Source organism: Parvularcula maris (genome assembly GCF_024505085.1).
In the GTDB taxonomy this organism is placed as follows: Bacteria; Pseudomonadota; Alphaproteobacteria; order Caulobacterales; family Parvularculaceae; genus Parvularcula; species Parvularcula maris.
The window spans coordinates 268,526-290,960 of record NZ_JANIBC010000001.1 but is presented as its reverse complement, the minus strand read 5'-3'; the positions used below and the strand labels follow the sequence as shown (position 1 = coordinate 290,960).

At 65.0% G+C, this 22,435-nt stretch carries 22 protein-coding genes and 1 pseudogene; 12 read left to right on the top strand and 11 right to left on the bottom strand.

Annotation, left to right across the window (positions count from 1 at the left end; all coding sequences use genetic code 11):
* Positions 1–38 precede the first annotated feature (38 nt).
* Positions 39–1,106, bottom strand: coding sequence for an App1 family protein phosphatidate phosphatase (locus NOG11_RS01350; protein WP_256617826.1), 1,068 nt, complete (start codon positions 1,104–1,106; stop codon positions 39–41).
* Positions 1,107–1,225: 119 nt separating this feature from the next.
* Here NOG11_RS01350 and NOG11_RS01345 point away from each other — a divergent pair, with 119 nt between their 5' ends.
* A complete protein-coding gene (locus NOG11_RS01345) occupies positions 1,226–2,038 on the top strand; it encodes an enoyl-ACP reductase FabI (RefSeq protein WP_256617825.1) in 813 nt (270 codons plus the stop codon).
* A gap of 127 nt (positions 2,039–2,165) precedes the next feature.
* Here the strand turns inward: NOG11_RS01345 and NOG11_RS01340 are convergent, their stop codons facing one another.
* Positions 2,166–2,579: a DUF4149 domain-containing protein gene (locus NOG11_RS01340; RefSeq protein ID WP_256617824.1), complete on the bottom strand. Its 414-nt coding sequence runs from the start codon at positions 2,577–2,579 to the stop codon at positions 2,166–2,168.
* Between the two features lies 1 nt (position 2,580).
* Positions 2,581–3,339 (bottom strand): SDR family NAD(P)-dependent oxidoreductase, encoded by a 759-nt coding sequence (locus NOG11_RS01335; protein ID WP_256617823.1) that lies wholly within the window; start codon positions 3,337–3,339, stop codon positions 2,581–2,583.
* Positions 3,340–3,396: 57 nt separating this feature from the next.
* Here NOG11_RS01335 and NOG11_RS01330 point away from each other — a divergent pair, with 57 nt between their 5' ends.
* Positions 3,397–4,581 (top strand): hypothetical protein, encoded by a 1,185-nt coding sequence (locus tag NOG11_RS01330; protein ID WP_256617822.1) that lies wholly within the window; start codon positions 3,397–3,399, stop codon positions 4,579–4,581.
* A gap of 4 nt (positions 4,582–4,585) precedes the next feature.
* On the top strand, positions 4,586–4,777 hold the full coding sequence (locus tag NOG11_RS01325) for a hypothetical protein (protein ID WP_256617821.1): 192 nt from the start codon (positions 4,586–4,588) through the stop codon (positions 4,775–4,777).
* 140 nt (positions 4,778–4,917) lie between these two features.
* Here NOG11_RS01325 and NOG11_RS01320 read toward each other — a convergent pair whose 3' ends face one another.
* Entirely contained in the window at positions 4,918–6,897 is a 1,980-nt protein-coding gene (locus NOG11_RS01320; RefSeq protein ID WP_256617820.1) for an acetyl/propionyl/methylcrotonyl-CoA carboxylase subunit alpha, read from the bottom strand.
* Positions 6,898–6,901: 4 nt separating this feature from the next.
* Positions 6,902–8,506 (bottom strand): carboxyl transferase domain-containing protein, encoded by a 1,605-nt coding sequence (locus NOG11_RS01315; RefSeq protein WP_370468196.1) that lies wholly within the window; start codon positions 8,504–8,506, stop codon positions 6,902–6,904.
* 131 nt (positions 8,507–8,637) lie between these two features.
* On the opposite strand from NOG11_RS01315, the gene NOG11_RS01310 reads away from it, so the two are divergent.
* The 4 genes from NOG11_RS01310 to NOG11_RS01295 all read left to right on the top strand — a co-directional run bounded on the left by NOG11_RS01310 (position 8,638) and on the right by NOG11_RS01295 (position 11,348).
* A complete protein-coding gene (locus NOG11_RS01310; protein ID WP_256617819.1) occupies positions 8,638–8,886 on the top strand; it encodes a DUF1902 domain-containing protein in 249 nt (82 codons plus the stop codon).
* 100 nt (positions 8,887–8,986) lie between these two features.
* The gene (locus NOG11_RS01305; protein WP_256617818.1) at positions 8,987–9,181 is read left to right on the top strand and encodes a type II toxin-antitoxin system HicA family toxin; all 195 of its coding nucleotides are present in this window, start codon (positions 8,987–8,989) and stop codon (positions 9,179–9,181) included.
* Between the two features lie 75 nt (positions 9,182–9,256).
* The gene (locus tag NOG11_RS01300; RefSeq protein ID WP_256617817.1) at positions 9,257–10,426 is read left to right on the top strand and encodes an isovaleryl-CoA dehydrogenase; all 1,170 of its coding nucleotides are present in this window, start codon (positions 9,257–9,259) and stop codon (positions 10,424–10,426) included.
* Between the two features lie 4 nt (positions 10,427–10,430).
* Positions 10,431–11,348, top strand: coding sequence for a hypothetical protein (locus NOG11_RS01295; protein WP_256617816.1), 918 nt, complete (start codon positions 10,431–10,433; stop codon positions 11,346–11,348).
* On the opposite strand, the gene NOG11_RS01290 is transcribed toward NOG11_RS01295, so the two are convergent.
* The 4 genes and pseudogenes from NOG11_RS01290 to NOG11_RS01280 form a co-directional block, all read right to left on the bottom strand.
* Positions 11,315–12,676 carry a dihydrolipoamide acetyltransferase family protein gene (locus NOG11_RS01290; protein ID WP_370468211.1) on the bottom strand — a complete coding sequence of 454 codons (1,362 nt, stop codon included), beginning with the start codon at positions 12,674–12,676 and terminating at the stop codon, positions 11,315–11,317. The two genes, NOG11_RS01295 and NOG11_RS01290, sit on opposite strands and share 34 nt — an antisense overlap.
* 147 nt (positions 12,677–12,823) lie before the next feature.
* Positions 12,824–13,042: pseudogene (locus NOG11_RS15075) on the bottom strand (biotin/lipoyl-containing protein); the annotation flags it as partial.
* Between the two features lie 241 nt (positions 13,043–13,283).
* Positions 13,284–14,291 carry an alpha-ketoacid dehydrogenase subunit beta gene (locus tag NOG11_RS01285; RefSeq protein ID WP_370468210.1) on the bottom strand — a complete coding sequence of 336 codons (1,008 nt, stop codon included), beginning with the start codon at positions 14,289–14,291 and terminating at the stop codon, positions 13,284–13,286.
* Positions 14,292–14,322: 31 nt separating this feature from the next.
* The gene (locus NOG11_RS01280) at positions 14,323–15,582 is read right to left on the bottom strand and encodes a thiamine pyrophosphate-dependent enzyme (protein WP_256617813.1); all 1,260 of its coding nucleotides are present in this window, start codon (positions 15,580–15,582) and stop codon (positions 14,323–14,325) included.
* Positions 15,583–15,801: 219 nt separating this feature from the next.
* On the opposite strand from NOG11_RS01280, the gene NOG11_RS01275 reads away from it, so the two are divergent.
* From NOG11_RS01275 to NOG11_RS01260, 4 genes are all read left to right on the top strand, one after another.
* Positions 15,802–16,935 (top strand): baeRF3 domain-containing protein, encoded by a 1,134-nt coding sequence (locus NOG11_RS01275; RefSeq protein ID WP_256617812.1) that lies wholly within the window; start codon positions 15,802–15,804, stop codon positions 16,933–16,935.
* Positions 16,936–17,002: 67 nt separating this feature from the next.
* Positions 17,003–17,632 carry a GIN domain-containing protein gene (locus NOG11_RS01270; protein WP_256617811.1) on the top strand — a complete coding sequence of 210 codons (630 nt, stop codon included), beginning with the start codon at positions 17,003–17,005 and terminating at the stop codon, positions 17,630–17,632.
* Positions 17,633–17,867: 235 nt separating this feature from the next.
* On the top strand, positions 17,868–19,499 hold the full coding sequence (locus tag NOG11_RS01265; protein ID WP_256617810.1) for a GumC family protein: 1,632 nt from the start codon (positions 17,868–17,870) through the stop codon (positions 19,497–19,499).
* 43 nt (positions 19,500–19,542) lie between these two features.
* Positions 19,543–20,433, top strand: a complete 891-nt coding sequence (locus NOG11_RS01260) for a CpsD/CapB family tyrosine-protein kinase (protein WP_256617809.1) — start codon at positions 19,543–19,545, stop codon at positions 20,431–20,433.
* 178 nt (positions 20,434–20,611) lie between these two features.
* On the opposite strand, the gene secB is transcribed toward NOG11_RS01260, so the two are convergent.
* Entirely contained in the window at positions 20,612–21,124 is a 513-nt protein-coding gene (gene secB, locus NOG11_RS01255; protein WP_256617808.1) for a protein-export chaperone SecB, read from the bottom strand.
* Positions 21,125–21,203: 79 nt separating this feature from the next.
* Positions 21,204–21,602, bottom strand: a complete 399-nt coding sequence (locus NOG11_RS01250; RefSeq protein WP_256617807.1) for an FxsA family protein — start codon at positions 21,600–21,602, stop codon at positions 21,204–21,206.
* Between the two features lie 192 nt (positions 21,603–21,794).
* Between NOG11_RS01250 and NOG11_RS01245 the strand changes: the two genes are divergently transcribed.
* A complete protein-coding gene (locus NOG11_RS01245; protein WP_256617806.1) occupies positions 21,795–22,433 on the top strand; it encodes a Tim44/TimA family putative adaptor protein in 639 nt (212 codons plus the stop codon).
* Positions 22,434–22,435: the final 2 nt, after the last annotated feature.

Genomic DNA, 22,435 nt, shown 5'->3' with positions numbered 1-22,435 from the left:
GGGTTGCTACGTACCTAGACAGTCAGAGGGGAGCCGCCCTACGTCCTTCCAAAGCCCAGCCTATCAGCCACCTCCTGCGCCTCACCCAGGGTCTGGCCGAAATAGACTTCGATCCCTCGGCCCTGAAGCTCCTGCAGTGCCTCATCGTGGCGGGCCGAGCGGCCCGTTCCGTGCACGTCGCGGATGAAGACGCCGACGACCCGTTCGGGGTGCTCCTTCGAGGCCTCGGCATAGACGTCCACGTCCTTCTCGCCGTCATCGCCGATGCATAGGAAACGCATGTTCGGGTACATCTCCAGGATATGGCGCACGGCCTCGATCTTATGCTCCGTATGCGCCGAGGCGATGAACTTGGCATCGTCCACCCCGTAGTCCTTAAGGAACATCGGCCCCTGGGGAAGCTGCTTCTTCTGCATGAACCGGGCGAGGTAGCCGAAGAGGTTCCAGGGGCTCGACGAGACGTAGAAGATCGGCGCGCGCTGACCCTCCTCGCCGGTGAGCATGGTGTAGAGCTCCGGCGCGCCTTCGACCACGACGCGCTCCTCGGGCATCTCCATCAGGATGCGCTTCCAGTTGGCGAGGAAGTTCGACACTCCCGTCTCCAACACCGTGTCGTCGATGTCGGAGATGACGGCGAGCCCCACCTCGCGGCCCGGTGCCAGGATCTCGGCGATGACGGTCGCAGCGCCGAGCGCTGGCGTCGAGATCTCCGCCTTCTCCCACTCGCTGCGCTCCGGCAGGGGGCGGTCGATGGCGATGTCGAGGGTAAAGTAGCCCTCCCCGTCGCTCTCCAGATGATGGGTCTCGCCCATCAGCTTGATGTCGACCTTCTCGCCCGGCAGCTCGTCGCTCTCATAGAGGCGCAGCATGTTGCGCACCTTGGCGAAGCTGGCCTCGCTGACCCCCGCATGACCGGGCCAGCTCTCCACTAGGCGGCCCTTGAGGATGAGGCGCTTGTCGTTGCGGTAGCCGTGATAGGCGAGAATGTGCGGCTCGGCCTCCTCGTCCTTTCTGCCGAGAATGTCGTAGCGTAGCCGGTCGATGCTGCGTTCGGCGGCGGCGATGCCCTTCTGGGCGAGATTTCTGAGATGGGGCGCGGCGGACATGGCGCTCCTCCTGCTTGACGTGGGGGGCGAACACGTGGGTGAGCGAAGCGGTCCCTGAAGAGGTGTTTGGATTTGGTGGCGGACCTCTGTAACGGGAGGCCAGCAGAAGGAGACAGCCCATGAGCGACGAGCAAGCCTACCCTAAAGGTGACCTGATGAAGGGCCGCCGCGTCCTGATTATGGGCGTCGCCAACAAGAACTCCATCGCCTGGTCCATCGCCCAGCAGATGGCGGCGCAGGGGGCGGAGCTCGCCTTCACCTATATCGAGGCCATGGAGAAACGGGTGCGGCCTCTCGCCAAGGAGATCGGTGTCAAGCTGATGATCCACTGCGACGTGACCTCGGACGAGAGCATGGAGGCGGCCTTCGGCAAGATCCGCGACGAGTGGGGCGAGCTTCACGGCCTCGTCCACGCCATCGCCTTCTCCGACAAGGAGGAGCTGAAGGGCAGCTTCGTCGAGAACACGAGCCGCGAGAACTTCGCCCGCTCCATGGATATCTCGGCCTTCAGCTTCGTCGATGCCGCAAGGCGCGCCGCGCCGATGATGGCGCCGGGGGGCTCGCTCGTGACCCTCACCTATCTGGGCTCCGAGCGGGTGATCCCGAGCTACAACGTGATGGGCGTGGCGAAGGCGGCGCTCGAGGCGTCGACCCGCTACATCGCGCGGGATCTCGGGCCGAAGGGCATACGCTGCAACGCCATCTCGGCGGGGGCGATCAAGACGCTCAGCTTGGGCGGCATCTCCGGCGGGCGGTCGCTTCTGTCGGCGGGGCGCGACTGGGCACCGCTGCGCGAGGACACCGACCCTGCGGGGGTTGCGGGGTGCGCGCTCTATCTCCTGTCCGACCTCGGCAAGTCGATCACCGGTGAGGTGCTACACGTGGATGCGGGCTTCCATATTGTGGGGTTCCCGGATCAGGCGGAGGAGTAGAGACCCTGTCCCCCTTCAGGGGGACCGAACCCTAGGGTTCGAGGGGGAGCTGGAACTTGCGAAGGTGCTTCTTGATGGTCCCCCTCCGCCCTTCGGGCACCTCCCCCTGGTAGGGGGAGGAAGGTAGCTACCACGCGATCGTCGCCAGCACCGCGCCTGCGACCAGAAACTGCGCTGCCGCCAGCACGACGAGCCGTCTCCGCATACGCACGAACTTGGCCGAGGCCTCGCGGTCGCTCTCCATCTGCCGGTCGCGTAGGGCGAAGAGCTTGGGCAGCATCACCTCCCTGACGAAGAGGCTCGTGGCGGCGATCAGCGCCATGCCGAAGGCTTGGGCAGGCTCCTCCCAGCTCGAGAACGCGCCGAGAAGCCCTGTGACCACGAGGAAGAAGTAGTAGCGCGGCACCAGCCTACGGAGGAAGTTCGCGCCCTCGTCCCCCTCCAGGTACTTCATCACCGTGGGCGCCACGACGCCGCCAAAGGCCAGGATCGCTCCGAAGATCGAGGCGGCGAAAAAAGTGCGGGCGATCTCCTGCAGCATGTCAGCCCTCCCGCGCGATGCGGAACGGACCGAAGCTCTGGCTCACCGGCATGATCTCCACACGGTTGAGGTTGATGTGCGGCGGCAGGGTGAGGAGGTCGGCGATGACCAGGGAGATGTCGTCCGCCGTCAGATTGTCCGTTCCTTCATAGACCCTCGCAGCCTTCTCCTTGTCCCCGGCGAAGCGCACCTCGGAGAACTCGGTCTCGGTGAGCCCCGGCTCCACCGAGGAGACCCGGACCTTGGATCCGGCGAGGTCCGAGCGGAGGTTCAGGGAGAACTGCGTCACGAAGGCCTTACTCGCTCCGTAGACGTTGGCGCCCGGATAGGGGTAGCTTCCAGCCACGGACGAGATATTGACGATGTCCGCCCGCTCGAGCGCCTTCATCCCCGGCAGAAGCGCGCGGGTCAAATGGACGAGGCCGCGGATATTGGTGTCGATCATCCGGTCCCAGTCCTCAAGGCTCGCCTCGTCGGCGCCCGAAAGACCGAGCGCCAGACCGGCATTGTTGATCAGGATGTCGGGAGCATGGGGGAGGTCGCCCGCGAAGTTCCTAATCGCCTTCGCGTCGGTCATGTCCAGGCGGGCGTGGCGGAAGTCCTCTCCCAAAAGCGCCCGCATGGCTTCGAGCCGCTCGCCTCGCCTTCCCGTCCCGATGACCCTGGCGCCAAGGCCCACCAGCCGCTCCGCCGTAGCAGCACCGATGCCGGAGGTGGCGCCTGTCACAAGGGCCGTTTTGCCTTCGAGACTGGTTCTCATGGCCTTATCCTCCGCTCGTGGCTTGTGTTTGGGCGGTGAGATGTCAATCTGTTAAGCATGGCAGCGCTTATTCGCATTCTTCTTTTCATTCCCCGTCTCATCGCCCGGCTCTTCGGCTATAGCGGCACGGCCGTCCGCAAGGCCTCTGGGAACGCTCTTGCGGACGCGGCGTCAAGCGCGGGGGGCAGCGCGAAGGTCGAGGTGACACCCGCCAGGCCCTACACGTTCCTGTTCCGCGAGATCGGCCGGCCCAAGCTGCCCGTGGTCTCGGCGTCGGAGTTCGACGTCGATGAGGCGAGGAAGCTAGTGCGGGCGTCGGACACCTATTTCTCACGCCCCTTCACCCTCTTCCCGCCCGGCTCCTTGTTCTACGAGGAGGTGGAACGGGCCGAGCTCGAAGCGGCGCTCGGTGTGCAGGAGGGTTCGGAGGATGCCGGTTTTGCCGCCTGGACGACTGAGTTCCGAAAGGTGCTGAACGACAATGCGCGTAGGCTACTGCTCTGGTACACGCCGCTGGTGGCCTCGCTGTCGGCGGGGCTGGCGCTGCTCATCCACGACATGCTGCCGAAGGATACGGTGGAGCTGCCGATGATCGGCGAGCGCTCGGCGGACGTCTTGGGATGGCCGCTGGCGGCGCTCCTCGGCGTCTTCGTGCTGATGCTGATCTATCAGTGGCCCTACAAGTTCGCGCAGCAGCGAAACCTCCTGGGCTTCGACAACACGATCACCAGCCGCTTTTCGCAGCTCAACCAGAACTTTCAGGTGGCCAAGCGCCAGGCCCTGAATGTCGAGCGCAACAAGCGCATGAACCAGGTCGAGGAGCTGAAGGAGGAAGCCGCCGCCTGGACCCTCGCCTATCACTGGCTGGCGCAAAGGCTTCTTCTGTCCGAGCGTCTGGTGCGCAACCAGATGTACCAGGCGAACCGCAACGCGACGCTGTACTCCGCAGGCGGGTTCGTCCTGACCTGCGCCATCGTCCTGGTCGGCGGTTTCGCCTCGGCGCAGCTCTTCCCCGAGCGCGCGGCCGAGGAGTTCTGGCTGGCCGTGGGCTCGGGCCTCGCCTTCGCCATCATCACCTACCTCCTCGCCATGGCAGGGGTCGCAGGCGAGACGTGTCGCATGCTAGAGGACAATGAGTGGTTCCGCTTCTCCCGCATCGAGCTCGACCGAGCCGTCGCCGAGCATGTAGGCGAGGACAAGCTGCAGATCATCACCTTCCGTGACCGGAACAGGTTGGAGTAGCGAGATGCCCGAACGCCTGGCGGACCTTTTCAAAGGCTGGCGCGGTACTGTCCTCGTGCTGACCATCGCGATTGCTCTTGCCGCGAGCCTGGCAATTAGGCGCCACCAGCAGGAGGCAGCCTGCGAGGATGTGAGCCAACGGGTCGTGCTGGCCGACGGCAGCATCTCGCGGACGACGAAAAAAGTGTGTGAGTAGGCACCGGCCGTCATCCCGGAAGCCAAAGGCTATCCGGGACCCATGGATCTACGCCGCAAGCATGTGATGCCGTTGTTTCCATGGCCACCCGCAGGCCATGGGTCTCGGATAAGCGCTGATGCGCTTTCCGGGATGACGGTTTAAGAGGATGCCTCTTCCAAATCTAGCAGCAGCGCACCCTTGGCCGCACTATCGCCCTTTCCAAAATGCAGCTTACTGACCTTGCCGCGGTGGGGCGCCTTGATGACCGTCTCCATCTTCATTGCCTCCAGGGTCAGAAGCGGCTGGCCCGCCTCAACCTCATCCCCTTCCGACACCAGCACGTTCGTCACCGTGGCGGGCATGGGTGAGGAGAGCGCCGCCTCCGCGCCGTCCGCAGCGCCGGCGCCCTCGAACGGGTCGTAGCTTCGGACATAGAAGACGCCTACGGAGGTTTCGAGGGCGACGCCGCCCTCTCCTTCCGCGTCGTCTCGACCCGCATAGAGGTCGAGCGTCTCGCCGCCGACCGCGATGCGCGCCACGCCTTCTTCGGGCTCGGTGACGGCGAAGGAGACCGTCCGCTCACCGATCTCCGCGGTCTGGCCGTCCGCCCCGCTGCGCAGGGTGACCGGCACCGGCTCGCCTTGGTTCTCGAGCACATAGGTAACCGCCGAAGGCGCGTTGAGGCGGAAGCCGAAGGTCTCGCCAAAGAAGCTCGTGATGGCGAAGTCGTCGTCCAGGTGGCAGAAGACCGCCGCGGCGGTAAGCTCCAGGTTCGAGAGCTCGGCGGGTTCGGACAGCTCAGGCCGGTCGGGCAGAAATTTCGTGGTCGGAACGCTCTCCGCGAAGCCTTCGTCCTGTAAGATGCGGACGAGCTGGTCGCGGTTGGTCCCAAAACCCTTGAACTCGAGGCTGGCAAGACCTACCGCCAGGGCGTCACAGGCCTCCTCGCGGGTCTCGCGCCAGGCGATGACCTTGGCGATCATCGGGTCGTAGAAGCTGGTGATCGCATCCCCCGCCTCGACGCCGGTATCGACGCGGAGGCCGTAATCCTCCTCGAAGGCGTCGAAGGCGAGCAGCCTGCCGGTTTGCGGCAGGTAGTTCTGGTAGGGGTCTTCCGCGTAAAGACGAGCCTCGACGGCGTGCCCTTCAACCGACAGCTCGTCTTGGCTGAGGGGCAGCTTCTCCCCTGCTGCGACGCGGAGCTGCCACTCGACGAGGTCCTGGCCAGTGATCTCCTCGGTGACGGGGTGCTCGACCTGGAGCCGGGTGTTCATCTCCATGAAGTAGACGCCGTTCGCGCCGTCATAGAGGAACTCTACCGTACCCGCACCGATATAGTCCACCTTGCGGGCAGCCTCGACAGCGGCGCGGTGAAGCTCGGCCCGCACATCGTCCGGCAGGTCCGGCGCGGGAGCCTCCTCGACCACCTTCTGATAGCGCCTTTGAACGGAGCAATCGCGCTCGAAGAGGTGGACGATGTTGCCGTGGGTGTCGCCGAAGACCTGCACCTCGACGTGGCGGGGGGCGGCGAGGAACTTCTCCACGATGAAGCGGTCATCGCCGAAGGCGGACTTGGCCTCGCGCTTGGCGCTTTCGAGCTCGCCTTCGAGGTCCTCAGCCCGTTCGACGATCCGCATTCCCTTGCCGCCGCCGCCAGCCGCAGCCTTGAGCAGCACAGGGTAGCCGATACGCTCAGCCTCGGCCTTGAAGGTGGCCAGCGACTGATCCTCACCCTGATAGCCGGGAAGAAGCGGCACGCCCGCCTCCTCCATAAGCTGCTTGGCGAGGGCCTTGGAGCCCATCAGCTCTACGGTCTTGGGTTTCGGCCCGATGAAGGTGATGCCCGCCTCGTCGCAGGCACGGGAGAAGCCCGCGTTCTCCGACAGGAAGCCGTAGCCGGGATGGATCGCTTCCGCTTCTGCCTCCTTCGCGATACGGATGATCTCATCGCCGAGGAGGTAGCTCTCCGACGCGGGCGGCGGGCCGATGCGGTAAGCCTCGTCCGCGATGCGCACATGGAGCGCCTTGGCGTCGGCGTCGGAGTAGACGGCGACCGTCTTCACGCCCAACCGACGGGCGGTCTTGATGACGCGGCAAGCGATCTCGCCTCTGTTGGCGATAAGGATTTTGCTAAACATCAGCCTACATCCTGAACACGCCGAAGCGTGTTTCTTCGATCGGTGCGCCCATGGCGGCGCGGAAGGCTAGGCCTACCACACGGCGAGTGTCGGCGGGGTCGATGATGCCGTCGTCCCAGAGCCTTGCGGTGGAGTAGTAGGGCGAGCCCTGCTCCTCGAACTGCTCCTCGATGGGGCGCTTGAAGACGGCACGCTCCTCCTCCGTCCACGACTGGCCCTTGGCCTCCATCGCGCCCTCTCGCACCGTGGCGAGGACGTTGGCCGCCGCCGAGCCGCCCATGACGGAGATGCGGGCGTTCGGCCACATAAACAAGAAGCGCGGCCCGTAGGCCCTGCCGCACATGCCGTAGTTTCCGGCGCCGTAGGAGCCGCCGACGATGACCGTCACCTTTGGAACGTTGGCGCAGGAGACAGCCGTGACCATCTTGGCACCGTGCTTGGCGATGCCGCCATGCTCCGCATCCTTGCCCACCATGAAGCCGGTGATGTTCTGTAGGAAGAGGAGCGGTATCTTCCGGGCGCAACAGAGCTCGATGAAGTGCGCGCCCTTCTGCGCGCTTTCGGCGAAGAGCACGCCGTTATTGCCCAGGATGCCGACCTTCTGCCCCTCGATCTCGGCGAAGCCGCAGACCAGGGTTTCGCCGTAGCGAGCCTTGAACTCGGTGAAGCGCGAGCCGTCGATGATCCGTGCGATGATCTCCTTGACATCGAAGGGCATACGAAGGTCCGTCTCGGCGCAGCCGCGCAGCTCTTCTTGTGGGTAGAGCGGCTCGTCGAACTCGAACTCTTCGTCGGCATTCGCCCCCTGCGGTAGGGTCGCAACGATCTCCCGCGCAATGGCCAGCGCGTGGCGATCATTATCGGCGAGGTGGTCCGAAACGCCGGAGATGCGGGTGTGGACATCGCCGCCGCCCAGCTCCTCGGCGCTCACCACTTCGGAGGTGGCTGCCTTGACGAGCGGCGGACCGGCAAGGAAGATCGTCCCCTGCTTTTTCACGATCACCGTCTCGTCGGACATGGCAGGCACATAGGCACCGCCGGCAGTGGACGATCCGTGCACCACGGAGATCTGGGGAATGCCCTGCGCGCTCATCCGGGCCTGGTTGTAGAAGATGCGCCCGAAATCGTCCTTGTCGGGAAAGACCTCGTCCTGCATCGGCAGGAAGGCGCCGCCCGATTCCACGAGGTAGACGCAGGGCAGGCGGTTCTCCTCGGCGATCTCTTGCGCGCGAAGGTGCTTCTTCACGGTCATGGGGTGGTAGGTGCCGCCCTTCACCGTGGGGTCGTTGGCGGCGATCAGGCACTGCCGACCTGACACGGTGCCGATGCCCGCAACGATCCCCGCCGCGTGGATGTCGCCGGAATACATGCCGTTGGCGGCTAGCTGGCCGAGCTCGAGGAAGTCCGCACCGGGGTCGAGGAGCGCATTGACCCGCTCCCTTGCGAGAAGCTTGCCGCGCTTTTTGTGGCGAGCGTTGCGCTCCTCCCCGCCGCCCTCCTTCGCCTCGGCGACGCGGGTGCGCAGCTCATCCAGGAGCGGCTGCATCTCACCGTACCGGCGGCGGTACTCCTCGCTCGCGGTCTCGAGCTTGCTCTCGATGATCGGCACGGACGCTCCCTTTGGTTTGTTTTGCCAGGGGTGTAACGGTTTTGCCGCAGAGTGCCAGCCCGCACACACAGCTTGTTTATACGACTTGCATAATGCTCTACGGAGGCGGATTATCCGATAGGAGGCGCTCGATGGACCAGAGGACGAAGTTCACCGTTGAAGCGTTTTGGGACCCTGAGGCCCAGGTTTGGTGCTCGAACAGCGACATCATCGGGCTCGTGATCGAGACGGACACGCTGGACGAGTTCGAAGAAGTGCTGGCTGATGCCGCATTCGATCTGATCGTAGCCAATCACTGGGGCGGCGGGATCGACCCGACCAGGAGCCTTCAGGAATTGATGCCGACTATTGTGTTCAAGCGGCCCGCTGAGGCTGCATAACTATCCACAGATTGTGCATTTCTCCCCGATTGCGTGGAGAACTAGCTCTAGTCGCCCTTCCACACCCGCAGGTAGAATATGCTCGATTGGAGATCCGGGCATGGTCGAAGGCTTCTACAAACAGATGATCGCGGCGCTTCGGGACGAAGGTTTTCGCTACTGGAAACCTGGTAAAGGCTCGCACGAGAAGTGGATCAGAGATAGCGACCGCAAGGTGGTGCTCGTCTCTCGATCGAAGTCCCGACACACGGCCAACGAGACCATGAAACAGGCTGGTATCGACAAACGCTTCTGACCCCCCACCGCATTGCACCCTTCGCCCTAACCCTGCACAAGCGCTCAGAATAATAAGCCTCCAGGAGGACGCCCCATGCAGAACAGCTTCAGAGGCCTCGATTTCGGCCTGCCCGAGGAGATCAGGGAAGTGCGCGACATGGTCGCCCGCTTCGTGGACGACCGCGTGGCCCCCATCGCCGCCGAGACCGACGAGAAGAACGACTTCCCCGCCCATCTCTGGAAGGAGATGGGGGACATCGGCATCCTCGGTATCACCGCCTCGGAAGAGTATGGCGGCGCTGGGATGGGCTATCTCGCCCATGCTGTCGTCATGGAAGAGGTGAGCCGGGGCTCGGCATCCATCGGCCTCTCCTACGGCGCGCACTCGAACCTCTGCGTGAACCAGATCAACCTCAACGGAAGCCCGGAGCAGAAGGCGAAGTACCTGCCCAAGCTCATCTCCGGCGAGCACGTAGGGGCGCTCGCCATGTCCGAGCCGGGCGCGGGGTCCGACGTCGTCTCTATGCGGCTCAAGGCGGAGAAGAAGGGCGACCACTACGTCCTCAACGGCAACAAGATGTGGATCACGAACGGTCCCAACGCCGACACGCTGGTGGTCTACGCCAAGACCGACCCGGATCTCGGCCCCAAGGGCATCACGGCCTTCCTGATCGAGCGCGGCATGAAAGGATTCTCCACCGCTCAGAAGCTCGACAAGCTCGGCATGCGCGGCTCGAACACCTGCGAGCTGGTCTTCGAGGACTGCGAGGTGCCCGAGGAGAACGTCATGGGCGGCGTCGGCCAAGGCGTCCGCGTGCTGATGAGCGGTCTGGACTACGAACGCGCCGTGCTGGCCGCGGGCTCCATCGGCATCATGCAGGCGGCCATGGACGTGGTCCTGCCCTATATCCACGAACGCAAGCAGTTCGGCACGCCCATCGGCGAGTTCCAGCTCATCCAGGGTAAGGTGGCCGACATGTACTCCACGATGAATGCTTGCCGTGCCTACGTTTACGCGGTGAACGCCGCCTGCGACCGGGGCGAGACCACGCGGCAGGATGCGGCGGGCGTCATTCTGTACGCGGCGGAGAAGGCGACTCAGGTGGCGCTCGATGCCATCCAGATCCTCGGCGGCAACGGCTATATTAACGAGTACCCGACGGGCCGCCTGCTGCGCGACGCCAAGCTCTACGAGATCGGTGCTGGCACCTCCGAGGTACGCCGCATGCTGATCGGCCGCGAGCTTTACAAAGCGACGGCCTGACCCCTTGCCGGGCCGCCTTTCGAAGATTGCCGCGCGGCTCGGCGTTCCGGCGAACCGCCTCAACGCGCTGTCGGCGCGGTGGCGCATGCGCTTTCCCCATGAGGGGTATAGGGAGCACCACCGCGTGCCTCTGTGGCACGAGAACGCGCCCTTCGTTCTGATCACTTCGCAGCGGGCAGGCTCGACCCTCGGTACGGCCTGGTTTCTTCACCATGCCGGGCTGCTCGATCGGGCGAAGGACTACGATCCGTTCGTCCACCGCTACGAGCAGGATATCCTCTTCAGGCGGACGGGTTACCTGGACGGCCTGGAGCAGGCTCTGCGCGACAAACCCGTCTACAAACTGATGCGTGATCCGGGCGAGCGGGCCTTCGCTAGCTATCTTCAGCTTCACAATGCCGAAGTCGCCGACGATCCCCGCGACCACCGAAGGGCGGTCCGTGAGCGGATTGTTCAGGAGATGGGGCTGGGCAGCACCTACGACACCCCCCTCCCCTTCGCCGATTTTCTGCGGTTCCTGGCGCAGGCGGACCACCGCTATCTCGAGGGGCATGAGGCGCGGCAGGCGAACCTCTACGAGAAGAACCTGCCCCGCGGCTTGCCTGCGGTGCTACGCCTCGAGGAGTTCGGGCCCGACATTCGCCGGGTGGAGGAAAGTCTCGGTCTACCCTTATCGAGCAACAGCGAGATCGAAGGCTTTGGGCATGCCGGTCACCGTGTTCCCAAAAGGGAGGACGCGGAAGGTTTCAGGCGCATGATGAACGAGGGGGCGGGACTTCCTTGGCACGGCACCGCGCCGATGGTCACCACGGCGACCATCGAAGCCTATCCGGAGGCGAAGGCGCTTCTCCGTCAAGCCTTCGGCCCGGACTACGAACTCTTGCGCACTCAGACGAACAAGGTCGCCGGGAACTCCAGATAGCCCTTGATCTTCTGCACGAACTCGGCGGCCTCGTAGCCGTCGATGATGCGGTGGTCGAAGCTGGAGGAGAGGTTCATGATCTTCCTCGCCTCGACCTGTCCGTGGGCGTTGAAACGGGGCAGGGTCTGGATCTTGTTCGGGCCGACGATCGCCACTTCGGGGCGGTTGATGATCGGCGTGGTGGTGACCCCGCCGATCGGGCCGAGCGAGGTGATGGTGATGGTGGAGCCTGAAAGCTCCTCCCGCTTGGCCGAGCCGTCGCGGGCAGCGCCCGACAGACGGACGACTTCGTCGGCCATGTGGTAGACGTCCATCGTCTCGGCGTGGCGCATGACGGGGACCATGAGGCCGTTATCCGTCTGCGTCGCAATGCCGATATGGGCCGCTTTGAAGCGCTGGATCACCCCCGCCTCGTCGTCGTAGCGGGCGTTCATCTGGGGGAAGTCCTCCACCGCGCGGACGATGGCGGTGGTGATGAAGGGCAGGATGGTCAGCTTGGGCTGGTCCTTTCCCTTGGTTTTGTTCATATGCTGACGAAGCTCTTCGAGCGCCGTCATATCGACCTCGTCCACATAGGTGATGTGGGGGATGTGGCGCTTGGCCTCCTGCATCTTCTCGGCGATCTTGCGCCTGAGGCCTATGACCTTGATCTTCTCGACGCTGTCGTCCGCTTGCGGAGCAGCGCCAGCCGGAGCGCTCTGGAAGGCGTGAAGGTCCGCGTCGAGGATGCGTCCCTCGGGGCCGGTGCCCTCGACCTGGTGGAGGTCGATGCCCTGATCCCTGGCACGGCCGCGCACCGCCGGAGAGGCGAGCGGCTTGCCCTGGCGGGTCACCGGGCGGCGGGCCTGGGTAGGCGCGGGCGCAGCGCCGCCAGTGAGGGCCTGGCGCGCTGCGCTTCTGGCGAGGGCCTTGCGGTCCGCAGGCTGGCTTGAAGAAGTCTGTGGTGAGGAGGTAGGCGCGGGGGCGGCAGCTTTCGGAGCAGCGGGTGCATCTTCCGCAGACTGAGATGCCTGAGAAGCGGGTTCGGCGCCTGCGCCGCCCGCAACCTCCAGCTTGATGATCTCGGCTCCCACAGCGATCGTCTCGCCGACCGAGGCCCCGATCCAGGTGACCTTGCCTGCTCTAGGGCTGGGAATCTCGACCGTGGCCTTGTCGGTCATCACGTCGGCGAGGTTCTGATCGGGCTCGACCGTGTCGCCGACCTTGACGTGCAGCTCCACGAACTCGGCTTCGGTGACCCCCTCACCCACATCGGGGAGCTTGATCGTATAGGTGGAGCTGCCGCTAGCCGGGGCCGCGCCGTTCGTCTTGCCCGGATCGGCGGGCACCGCGCCGCCGTGGCCCTCGGCGTCAGCGGCGCCTTTGACGGCGGCGGACTGAGCAATTTCGTCAGACTGCGCCACATTGGCGCGCGGCTCAGGCTCAGGGGCGGAGACGGTGTCGGACGCGCCGCCCTCCATCTCGATCTTGATGATCTCGGCACCGACGGCCACCACCTCGCCAGGCTCGGCGCCGATCCACACCACCTTGCCCTTGCGCGGAGAGGGCACCTCCACCGTGGCCTTATCGGTCATCACATCGACCAGGTTCTGGTCAGGCTCGACCATGTCGCCAACCTTGACGTGAAGCTCGACGAACTCCGCCTCGGTCACGCCTTCGCCGACATCGGGCAGTTTGATGGTGTGGATGGTCATAGCGAAACGCTCACTTCCAACGTTTAGTAGATCGTTCGTTCAGGAACCTTGTGGCCGTCAGGCTTACGCTTACTCGAGTTCCACCCAGCACGGACGAACATGGCTCCAGTAGATAGAACCGAGGTAACCAAGGCAACCCGCTGCACCGCTAGGCTCGATCCACTAAGAAAGTCTGCGCCAGTTAAAACCAAGACTGACAGTAACAACAGCACCGAGAAGAGAAATGGAGGGAGCTTCAGCCTCAAACCGCCTCCACCACCTTCTTCAGCGCCTTCGCCACCCGCGCCGGGCCTGGGAAATAGTCCCACTCCTGCGCGTGGGGATAGGGCGTGTCCCAGCCGGTGACGCGGACGATCGGCGCTTCGAGGTGGTAGAAGCAGCGCTCCTGCACCAGGGCCATCAGCTCACCGCCGAAGCCGGAAGTCTTGGTCGCCTCGTGCACGATGACGCAGCGGCCGGTCTTCTTCACCGAACGCTCGATGGCGTCGAGGTCGAGGGGGATGAGGGAGCGCATGTCGATGATCTCTGCATCGACGCCGCTCTCAGCCTGCGCGGCTTGGCAGACATGGACCATGTTGCCGTAGGCGAGCACCGTGACGGCGTTCCCCCCGCGGACGGTCTTCGCCTCGCCTAGGGGGATGGTGTAGTAGCCCTCGGGGACCTTGCCGTCCTCGTGGTCCTTCCAACCCTTCAGCGCGCGGTCGTGATAGCCCTCGAAGGGGCCGTTATAGAGGCGCTTGGGCTCCAGGAAGATGACGGGGTCCGGGTCCTCGATGGCGGCGATGAGGAGGCCCTTGGCATCGTAGGGGTTGGACGGGATCACCACCTTCAGCCCACTGACATGGGTGAAGATCGCCTCGGGTGACTGGCTGTGGGTCTGGCCGCCATAGATGCCGCCGCCGGTCGGTGTGCGGATGACGATGGGGCAGGTGAACTGGCCGTTGGAGCGGTAGCGGATCCGTGCCGCCTCCTGACTGATCTGGTCGTAGGCGGGGGTGATATAGTCCGCAAACTGAATCTCGATCACAGGCTTCAGGCCGTAGGCTGCCATGCCGATGCCGGTGCCGACGATGCCGCTCTCGGCGATGGGGCTGTCGAAACAGCGAGAGGTGCCGTACTTCTCCTGCAGGCCAGCCGTGCAGCGGAACACGCCGCCGAAAAAGCCCGCGTCCTCGCCGAAGACCACGACATCGTCGTCGCGCTCCATGGCGACGTCGTGGGCGTCGCGGATCGCCTCGATCATGTTCATTTTGCGGGTGTTGGAAAGCGTCTCGGACATCTTAGAACCCCGCCTCTTTCTTCTGCTCGATCAGTCGGCCCGGAAGCTCCGCATAGACATCATCGAACATGGCTTCGCCCGGTGCGCCCTGGCCTGCGTGGACGAGACCGTTCTCCTCGGCCCGGTTCTCCGCCTCGCGCATCTCGGTCTCGGCGTCCTTCTCGATGGCCTCGATCTCGTCAGCCGACAGAATGCCCTTCGCGATGACATGAGCCTTGAGCCGGTCGATGGGATCGCCCAGGGGCCAGGCTTCGAGCTCTTCCTTGGCCCGGTACTTGGTCGGGTCGTCCGAGGTCGAATGGGCGCCGCCGCGATAGGTCAGGAACTCGATCGCCACCGCGCCGTGCCCTGCCCGTGCACGCGCCGCCGCGTAGCGGCACGCGGCCATGACGGCGAGAAGGTCGTTGCCGTCCACGCGCAAAGCGGGCAGCCCGTAGCTGCCCATCCGCGCGGCAAAGGTGTTGAGGTCGGCACCCGCGAAAGCGTTGGTCGTCGAGATCGCCCACTGGTTGTTGATCACGCAGAGCAGCACCGGCGCCTTATACACCGCAGCGAAGAGGTTGCCCTGGTGCCAGTCGCCCTCGGCGGTGGCGCCGTCGCCGATATAGGCGATGGCGATCTTGTCATCGCCCTTGATCGCCGAGGCCATGCCCCAGCCCACGGCCTGGGGCCACTGGGTGCCCAAGTTTCCTGAGATGGTGAAGAAGCCTTGCTCGCGGAAGGAGTAGAGCACGGGGAGCTGCTTGCCCTCCAGCGGGTCCTTCTTGTTGGAGTAGATCTGGTTCATCATAGCTTCGGGGTCGATGCTGTTGGCGAACAGAATGCCCTGCTGGCGGTAGGTGGGGAAGTGCATGTCCCCGTCTTGAGCGGCCAGCGCGCAGCCGACGCCGATGGCCTCCTCCCCGGTGCAGGTCATGTAGAAGCTGGTCTTGCCCTGGCGCTGTGCGCGGAGCATGCGCGTGTCGAACGCGCGGGTGCGGATCATGGCGAGGAGCGCGCTCTTCAGTTCCTGATCGCTCACGTCACCGGCATGGGGACCTTTCGCCGCGCCGTCCTCGCCCAGCACACGGAAGAGGTCGTGGTGGAAGACGCCGAAGGCGGAAGCCTCTGCGTCCAGCGGCGGCAGCCCGAGCTTGCCGGGCTCCCCCAAGGCGACGTTCGAGAAGTCGGGCGCCTCGCCGGGGCGGGCTGGCGGCTGAGGCACGCGGAGCCCGCGCCTTGCGCCGCTCTCCGCCTCACCGCTTCTTTGGAAACCGTCCATCTGTTCCAGGCCTTTCCTGCGCGCGTGCTCGTCTCTTTTTGATGCTCCCTTGCCAGATCGTAGGCCGTCCGTCAGCGGCGCAGCCTTGTGAAATATGCGCGATCACAGCGACTTTCGCGCCGCCTCCCGCCGCCTCAGCAGCACAAAAGGCCCCCGCAACGCAGCACGAACCGGCAGGGCTTAACCCGTGTTGATTCCATGACGCCTTCCGGAGAGATGATGATGAAGCAGACCCTTCTCGAAACCGTGCTCGAGCAGTTGGGTACCTACCTTCCCGACCCGACGGAGGACGGGACCCTCGAAGACGACAGGGTGATGTCGCTGATCTATCCGAGCCCCGACGCTGCGGGCAATGCCGAGAAGTTCGATCTCGTGCGCAAGAACCTCCTTCAGGAGCTCGAAGACGAGGCCCGCGGCCCCGCCGGGATGCGCGACCGCATCCGCTCCATCGTGACCAGCCTCGACCAGTCCGACCTGCCGCCCGGCGGCTTCGCCGTCTTCACCAATGGCGAGGACACCAACTATTTCGCCCTGCAGCAGCGTCCCTACCCTCGGATGAGGCTAGGGGGAGCTGCGCTGGCGCTGCCGGTGCTGGCCGACGCCCATCTTTCCTCGCGTTTCTGGCTCGCCATCCTCGATGTGGAGCAGCCCCGCCTCTTCCATGTCAGCGACGGCTACCTTCACGACAAGACGCCCAGCGAGGTGCAGACGCTCACCTCCACCATGGAGCAGTACCATCCGATGGACGCCGTGGTGTTCCACTCCTCGGGCAGCGTCCGGCGCTCCGGCGCTCCGGCCAAGTTCCACGCCCTCGGCACGGCGACCGAGGACCTGCGCAAGGACGAGATCACTCGCGTGCTAGCTGCGTTCGGTCGCCAGGTCGGCGACATCGTCACCGGCAGCGACCCGCTGGTCCTGGCTGGCGGCCCGAGCCGCATCGGCCACTTCCGCGAGAGCTTCAGCCACCAGAACCTTCTGGAGCACGACCTCAAAGCTGCAGGCGAAGGGCTCGAGCTGGACGGTCTCCTGAAGGACGCGGCGGATGTGGTGGAGGAACATCTTCGGGAAACCTCCCGCAAGACCCTCGAAGACGTCGATCCCTCGAGCGCCCTTCGTTCGGCGGCCGAGATCGTCCCGGCCGCGATCCAGGGGCGGGTCGATACGGTGCTGATCCATCCGGACCATTGCGGCTTCCTGCAAGGAGACGACGAGCGCCTGAAGCTAGGCGAGGACCCCGATCCCCGCTTCGCCGAGCGGTCGAAGGCGGTGGCCTACGCACTTCGCAACGGCGCCCGGCTGATGATCACCCGTGAGCATACCGGCGACGGGCCGCTCGCGACGACGAGGTTCTGACAGGACATCTCTTGAACTGCGGCACATGGACCACCACCCTCTTACATAACGATAAGGGAGGCCGTTCATGTTCCGCACCGCACTTACCACCGTAGCCGCCGTGGCCCTCGCAGGAGGCACCGCCTCGGCGGAGACGAAGAGCTACGATCTCTCCGGCTTCGACAGCGTGTCCTCCAGCGCCGGTGTCTATGTCGAGGTCACCGTCGGTTCGGACTACTCGATCACCCTCGAGACCAACGGTGATACCGACGAGGCCGTGGTGCGGATGGATGGCGACACGCTGGTCCTCTCCAGGGAGCGCAGCCGCGGCATCAGGCTCGGCAGCCGCAACAGGCTCAACTTCACGGTGACCATGCCCGAGTTCGAGGACGGGTCCGCCTCGTCGGGCTCCGAGCTTCGCGTGGAAGGGGTCTCCGGCGGCAGTATCGAGCTGAAGGCCAGCTCCGGCGCCAACCTCGAGATCGAGGGCACCTGTGACCAAGTGGAGGCGGGCGCATCGTCCGGTGCCGATCTCAACGCGGGCAACCTCGTCTGCGACAGCGGCGAGGCCAGCGTCTCCAGCGGCGCCTCGGTGCGGGTTCACACCACCGACCGCATCAAGGCCAGAGCCTCCAGCGGCGGCTCGGTCCAGGTGGGCGGCGACCCGGACAAGGTCGACACGAAGACATCGAGCGGCGGCTCGGTCCGCATCCGCTAGCGAGGGCGCGACCGAGTTCACGTTTCTGTGAGTATGGTAAAGCCGCAGAGCTAAGTTCTCGCCACTCCGGCTACGCCTCTACATAGTTCTCGAGTATAGAAGACCGGCTGGCCGTAGACGCGACCTTCATGCGTCTGCGGCTAGGCGTGCTTTCGCGTTTGGGCTGGCGGGACAACCATGGATGGCACGGGTGCTGCATGGTTCGGGCTAGAGACCCAGTAAGGTGCAGGTGGACATGGAACGCTACGACATCGGCGACTTCATCAGGATCGGCTTGCGCCGCTTCTTCTGGATGCTCATCCCGTTTCTGGTCGCTCTGACGATCGGGCTCGTCGTGCTGGGCACCATTCCCGAGCGCTACCATTCCAGGGCGCTCCTCATCGTCACCGATCAGCAGGTGTCCCAGGACCTCGTCCCTTCCGCGGTTCAGGCCATCGCCCAGGACCGGCTCGAAACGATCAAGGCCGAGATCAGGGCGCGGGACAATGTGGTGGAGCTGGCCCGGAAGTTCGACCTCTTCGACCGGGACAGCAAAAAGCCGTTCTCCGCACAGGTGGTCGATGTCCGCGACGACATCCGCATCTCCATCGAGAAGATCGACAACCGCCGCAGGCGCAGCGACGAGCCGAGCACCATCACCTTCGAGATCGGCTTCGTGCACGAGAACCCCCAGACGGCCTTCCGGGTCGCCAACCAGGTGGTGACTGACTTCCTGGCCGAGAACGTCGAGGCGAGGATCGAAGCGGCGGAAGGCACCGCCGAGTTCTTCCGCACCGAGGCCCGCGATCAGCAGCGCCGCCTGGACGACATCCGCCGCGAGATCGCCGATGTCCGCAACGAGAATGCCGGCCTCACCCCGGAGAGCCTGAGCTACAACCAGTCGGTCTATGAGCGGCTTCGGGACGAGATGCAGCGCCTCGAAGAGCGCGTCGAGAGCAGCAATCAGAGCCTCGCTTTGATGCGGGTGCAGCAGCCGCTGATCATCGACGCCAATGAGCGCAGCGATCTGGAGCGGGTGACCCTGAACGAGAAGCGCCGCCAGCTTCTCTCTCTCAAGAGCCAGTTCACCGAGACCTATCCCGGCGTGATCGCCCTGACCGGCGAGGTGCTGGAGCTCGAAGCCCGCCTCGACCCGAGGGCCTTCGAAAGGCGCTCGCAGTCGCTCATCAGCGGCCTCAACACCCGGTTGCGGAGCGACGACCTCAGCGACAGCCAACGGGCGGAACTCGAAGAGCGCCGTCAGGATCTGCGCGCGCAGCTTGCCGACGCCCGCGCCCAGGGCGGTCAGTCCTCCCTCGCCAGGCTCCAGTTCGAGACCAACGAACAGCAGCTCATGCAGCGGATCGAAAGCGACGAGGCGCGGCTGGAAGAGCTGCGCACCGAACTCGACGAGGCGGAGGACCGGATCGCCCGCATGCCCCGCGTCGCAGCGCGGCTCGACGTCCTCGAAACCGAGGAGGAGCGCATTCTCAGGCTTCTCGAACGCACCCAAGGGAAACTGGCCACGGCAGAGCAGTCGGAGAGCCTGGAGGCCCAGCAGAAGGCGGAGCGTGTCGAGATCCTCGAATCGGCCGTCCTTCCCGATACCCCCACCGCGCCCGACAAGCCGGCGGTGGCCATTATGCTGGCCGGCGCCTCTGGAGGCCTCGCCGCCGCCATCGGCCTCCTGCCGGTGCTGCTGATGCCCAAGGTGGATAGCGGTCGCCAGATGGGGCTTTCGCTGCCCGGTGTCACCGTGGTCGAAGTCCCCGAGATCGTCGACGAAGAAGAACAGAAGTTCCGGCGCACCGTGATGATCGCGTTGGTCCTCGTTTCGGTGCTTTTGGCGGCGCTTTGCGGGTATATTGCTTACAGAGTTCTGTTATAGTGAGCGTAGGAGCCGGTTGCACTTGCCGGTGAGGTGGTAGTTCATGACTGATAATTCTTCCGGCAGCTCGAGCCCTCTCGAGGACGCGCTCGCCAAGGTCGCGCGTCCCGATTTCGGCGCCCTCAACGCCCCCTTCGCCAAGGAGCGGCCCGTTGCCGGTCGCACGGCCGAGGTGGTGACATCGGAGGGGTTCAGCGCCGTCAAACCCCAGCGCCGGGCCAGCGACCGCGACCGCGACCTGTCGCGGTTCCGTGTCTCCGACGCCGACTTCGCCCGTTTCGAAGAGCGCTTCGGCATGGGTCCCGGCCAGCGTACCGCCTTCGACAGCGCCTTCCGCATCGTGCGGACCAACGTGCTGCAGCGCCTCTCCGAGAAGGGCGGCAAGGTCGTCGGTGTGACCTCCCCGACCGCCCGCAACGGCAAGACGGTGAGCTCCATCCACCTCGCCCGTGCCTGCGCGCGCAGGGCCGAGCAGACCGTGGTGCTGGCCGATCTCAACCTGCAGCGGCCTCTACTGGCAGGCTACCTCGACGCCCGCGACTTCCGCTCGGGGATCGGTTTCTTCCGCGGCGAAGGCCGGGTCGATGACTATCTGACCCGCGTCCCCGCCAGCAATCTGCTGCTGTTCCTGTCGGACCGTGCTACCTCGCAGAGCGCCGAGCTTCTGGCCTCCGCCCGCCTCAACCACGCGCTGAAGGCGTTCAAGGAGGTGGCCGACGAGACCGTGGTCATCCTCAACCTGCCGCCGATCCTCGGCACGGACGACGTGATGACCATCATGCCTCAACTCGACGGCGTGGTGATGGTGGCCGAGGCCGGTCAGAGCACCTTCCCGGAGATCGAAGAGGCCGCCTCGCTCGTGCCCCAGGACAAGATGCTCTGCGCCATCCTCAACAAGGCCAAGGGCGTCGCCAACGCGAAGACGGCGGACTGAAGGGAGTTTTCTTCGGGACGGCAGTCTCCCAGAGAAGCTATTCCGGTCCAAGAGCGCTTTCCCACGGCTTGTCCGTGGGATCCATCTTCCATCGTCAGTATGATCTACCCGCCTCAGCTGATGGGTCCCACGGATCCGCTCTGCGGACCGTGGGAAGGCGTCGGTAGAAGTTACGACTTCAGGCGTCGGCGATGGGTGCCTGACCGCCCTGCTGGGCCGCGGCAGCGCGCTGCTGCTGGTACATGCCCATGAAGTCGAGAGGCTCGAGGAGCAGCGGCAGGAAGCCCCCGTCACGGGTGGACTGGGCCACGACCTGACGCACGAACGGAAACAGCATGTAGGGCGCGTCCACCAGGAGCACCGGCTCCATGCGCTCCTGGGGCACGTTCTCGATCTGGAAGAGGCCTGCGTAGTTCGCCTCGCAGACATAGATGATGTTGCCCTCGCGGCGCGCCGTCGCCGAGCAGGAGAGCTCCACCTCGTAGCGGTTCTCGCCCAGCGCGCGGGCGTTGACGTCGACGGCGACCTCCATGTTTGGGCTCGTGGCCCCCGCGGCGAGGCTCTGGGGCGCGGCGGGGCTCTCGAAGGAGAGGTCCTTCAGGTACTGGGTCAGGACCCGCATCATCGGCTGACCGCCCTCTCCTTGGACGGGGGCTTCGGGGTTCTGCGGCTCTTGCGGCGTGTCGGACATGGGGCGGGCCTTCTTTGGGAAGCTGAAAAGAAGGCGCCGGGCTACACGGGGGGCAGCCCTCCTGCAATGCTTAGAGGGCTCAGAAACCGCCGCGCCGAGTGTGGATGACGACCTGCCCGTTGGCGTGCATCTTCTTCAGTCGCCGCAGCGCCATCCTGGCCGCCTCCCGCCGGACGAAGGGGACGAGAAGCAGAAAGCCGAAACCGTCGGTGACGAAACCGGGCGTCATCAGAAGCGGCGCCGCAACCAGAAGCGCCGCGCCGTCCACCACCGAGCCGACAGGCGGGCGGCCCTCCCCCATATCGGCGCGCAGCTCCTGCAGCGCCTTCAGCCCCTGCCGCTTGATCAGGAACGTGCCTAGCGCGGCCGTGCCGATGGTCAGGAGGATCACCGGCACCACGCCGAAGGCGATCGCCCCCTGGATCAGGAGGAAGATCTCGACGATCGGCATCACGATGAGAAGAAAAAACAGGATCAAGGCCACAGGCAGGTCACACTCTCTTCGTAGGGTAGCACGGCCTTACCAAGTGGGATGTCTGGCCGCCGTTGCAAAGACCGCCACGAGGGTTCATCTGGCAGGGCTGTATGTGCTGCCTAACTAAGGAGCAACCGCTGCTGGTCTTCGGGTGTTCCGTTGTGGCAGTGGGCCGCCGAGACCGAAGGGTAATCCATGGATCTGTCGCTTATCATCTTCGCGGCCCTGGCTTTGTTTCTGAGCTACCGCCTGTTCAACGTGCTGGGCACCAGGGGCGGGCACGAGCCCGACGAGGCCGACCGGCCCATCCTGCGTCCCGTCCCCACCGCCGACGAGATCGAGGCGAACGCCGCCCCTGCCCAGAGCAACCTCACCCCGGTGGAGAAGCTGCCCCTCTGGGCCAAGGAGGCGCGCGAGCATGTGGCCGATTTCGAGCCCAAGCCTTTCCTCGAAGGCGCCAAGGCCGCCTATGAGATGGTGGTCGAGGCCTATGCCTCGGGCGACCTCGGCGATGTGCGCGGCTTCGTGGCCCCGGATGTCATTCACAGCTTCGAGGTCGCCATCGATGGGCGGCAGCAGGCAGGCCAGAAGGTCGACTTCACCTTTGTCGGCGCCGAGCAGCCCGAGGTGATGACCGTGGTCCGCGAGAGCGAGCATCTGAGCGCCGAGGTGCGCTTCCGCTCCGAGCAGGTCCGCGCCGTGCGGAACGAGGCCGGCGAGGTGGTCGAGGGTAATCCCGAGCAGGTGGTCACCGTGGTCGATACCTGGACCTTCACCAGGCCCATCGACACCAACGATCCCAACTGGACCCTGGTCGCCACCTCCGCCGCTTGAGC

Excerpts from the sequence above, each read along its gene's own strand:
- NOG11_RS01350 (WP_256617826.1), bottom strand. The coding sequence starts at position 1,106 with ATGTCCGCCGCGCCCCATCTCAGAAATCTCGCCCAGAAGGGCATCGCC.
- NOG11_RS01345 (WP_256617825.1), top strand. The coding sequence starts at position 1,226 with ATGAGCGACGAGCAAGCCTACCCTAAAGGTGACCTGATGAAGGGCCGC.
- NOG11_RS01340 (WP_256617824.1), bottom strand. The coding sequence starts at position 2,579 with ATGCTGCAGGAGATCGCCCGCACTTTTTTCGCCGCCTCGATCTTCGGA.
- NOG11_RS01335 (WP_256617823.1), bottom strand. The coding sequence starts at position 3,339 with ATGAGAACCAGTCTCGAAGGCAAAACGGCCCTTGTGACAGGCGCCACC.
- NOG11_RS01330 (WP_256617822.1), top strand. The coding sequence starts at position 3,397 with ATGGCAGCGCTTATTCGCATTCTTCTTTTCATTCCCCGTCTCATCGCC.
- NOG11_RS01325 (WP_256617821.1), top strand. The coding sequence starts at position 4,586 with ATGCCCGAACGCCTGGCGGACCTTTTCAAAGGCTGGCGCGGTACTGTC.
- NOG11_RS01320 (WP_256617820.1), bottom strand. The coding sequence starts at position 6,897 with ATGTTTAGCAAAATCCTTATCGCCAACAGAGGCGAGATCGCTTGCCGC.
- NOG11_RS01310 (WP_256617819.1), top strand. The coding sequence starts at position 8,638 with ATGGACCAGAGGACGAAGTTCACCGTTGAAGCGTTTTGGGACCCTGAG.
- NOG11_RS01305 (WP_256617818.1), top strand. The coding sequence starts at position 8,987 with ATGGTCGAAGGCTTCTACAAACAGATGATCGCGGCGCTTCGGGACGAA.
- NOG11_RS01300 (WP_256617817.1), top strand. The coding sequence starts at position 9,257 with ATGCAGAACAGCTTCAGAGGCCTCGATTTCGGCCTGCCCGAGGAGATC.
- NOG11_RS01285 (WP_370468210.1), bottom strand. The coding sequence starts at position 14,291 with ATGAACATGATCGAGGCGATCCGCGACGCCCACGACGTCGCCATGGAG.
- NOG11_RS01280 (WP_256617813.1), bottom strand. The coding sequence starts at position 15,582 with ATGGACGGTTTCCAAAGAAGCGGTGAGGCGGAGAGCGGCGCAAGGCGC.
- NOG11_RS01275 (WP_256617812.1), top strand. The coding sequence starts at position 15,802 with ATGATGAAGCAGACCCTTCTCGAAACCGTGCTCGAGCAGTTGGGTACC.
- NOG11_RS01270 (WP_256617811.1), top strand. The coding sequence starts at position 17,003 with ATGTTCCGCACCGCACTTACCACCGTAGCCGCCGTGGCCCTCGCAGGA.
- NOG11_RS01265 (WP_256617810.1), top strand. The coding sequence starts at position 17,868 with ATGGAACGCTACGACATCGGCGACTTCATCAGGATCGGCTTGCGCCGC.
- NOG11_RS01260 (WP_256617809.1), top strand. The coding sequence starts at position 19,543 with ATGACTGATAATTCTTCCGGCAGCTCGAGCCCTCTCGAGGACGCGCTC.
- secB (WP_256617808.1), bottom strand. The coding sequence starts at position 21,124 with ATGTCCGACACGCCGCAAGAGCCGCAGAACCCCGAAGCCCCCGTCCAA.
- NOG11_RS01245 (WP_256617806.1), top strand. The coding sequence starts at position 21,795 with ATGGATCTGTCGCTTATCATCTTCGCGGCCCTGGCTTTGTTTCTGAGC.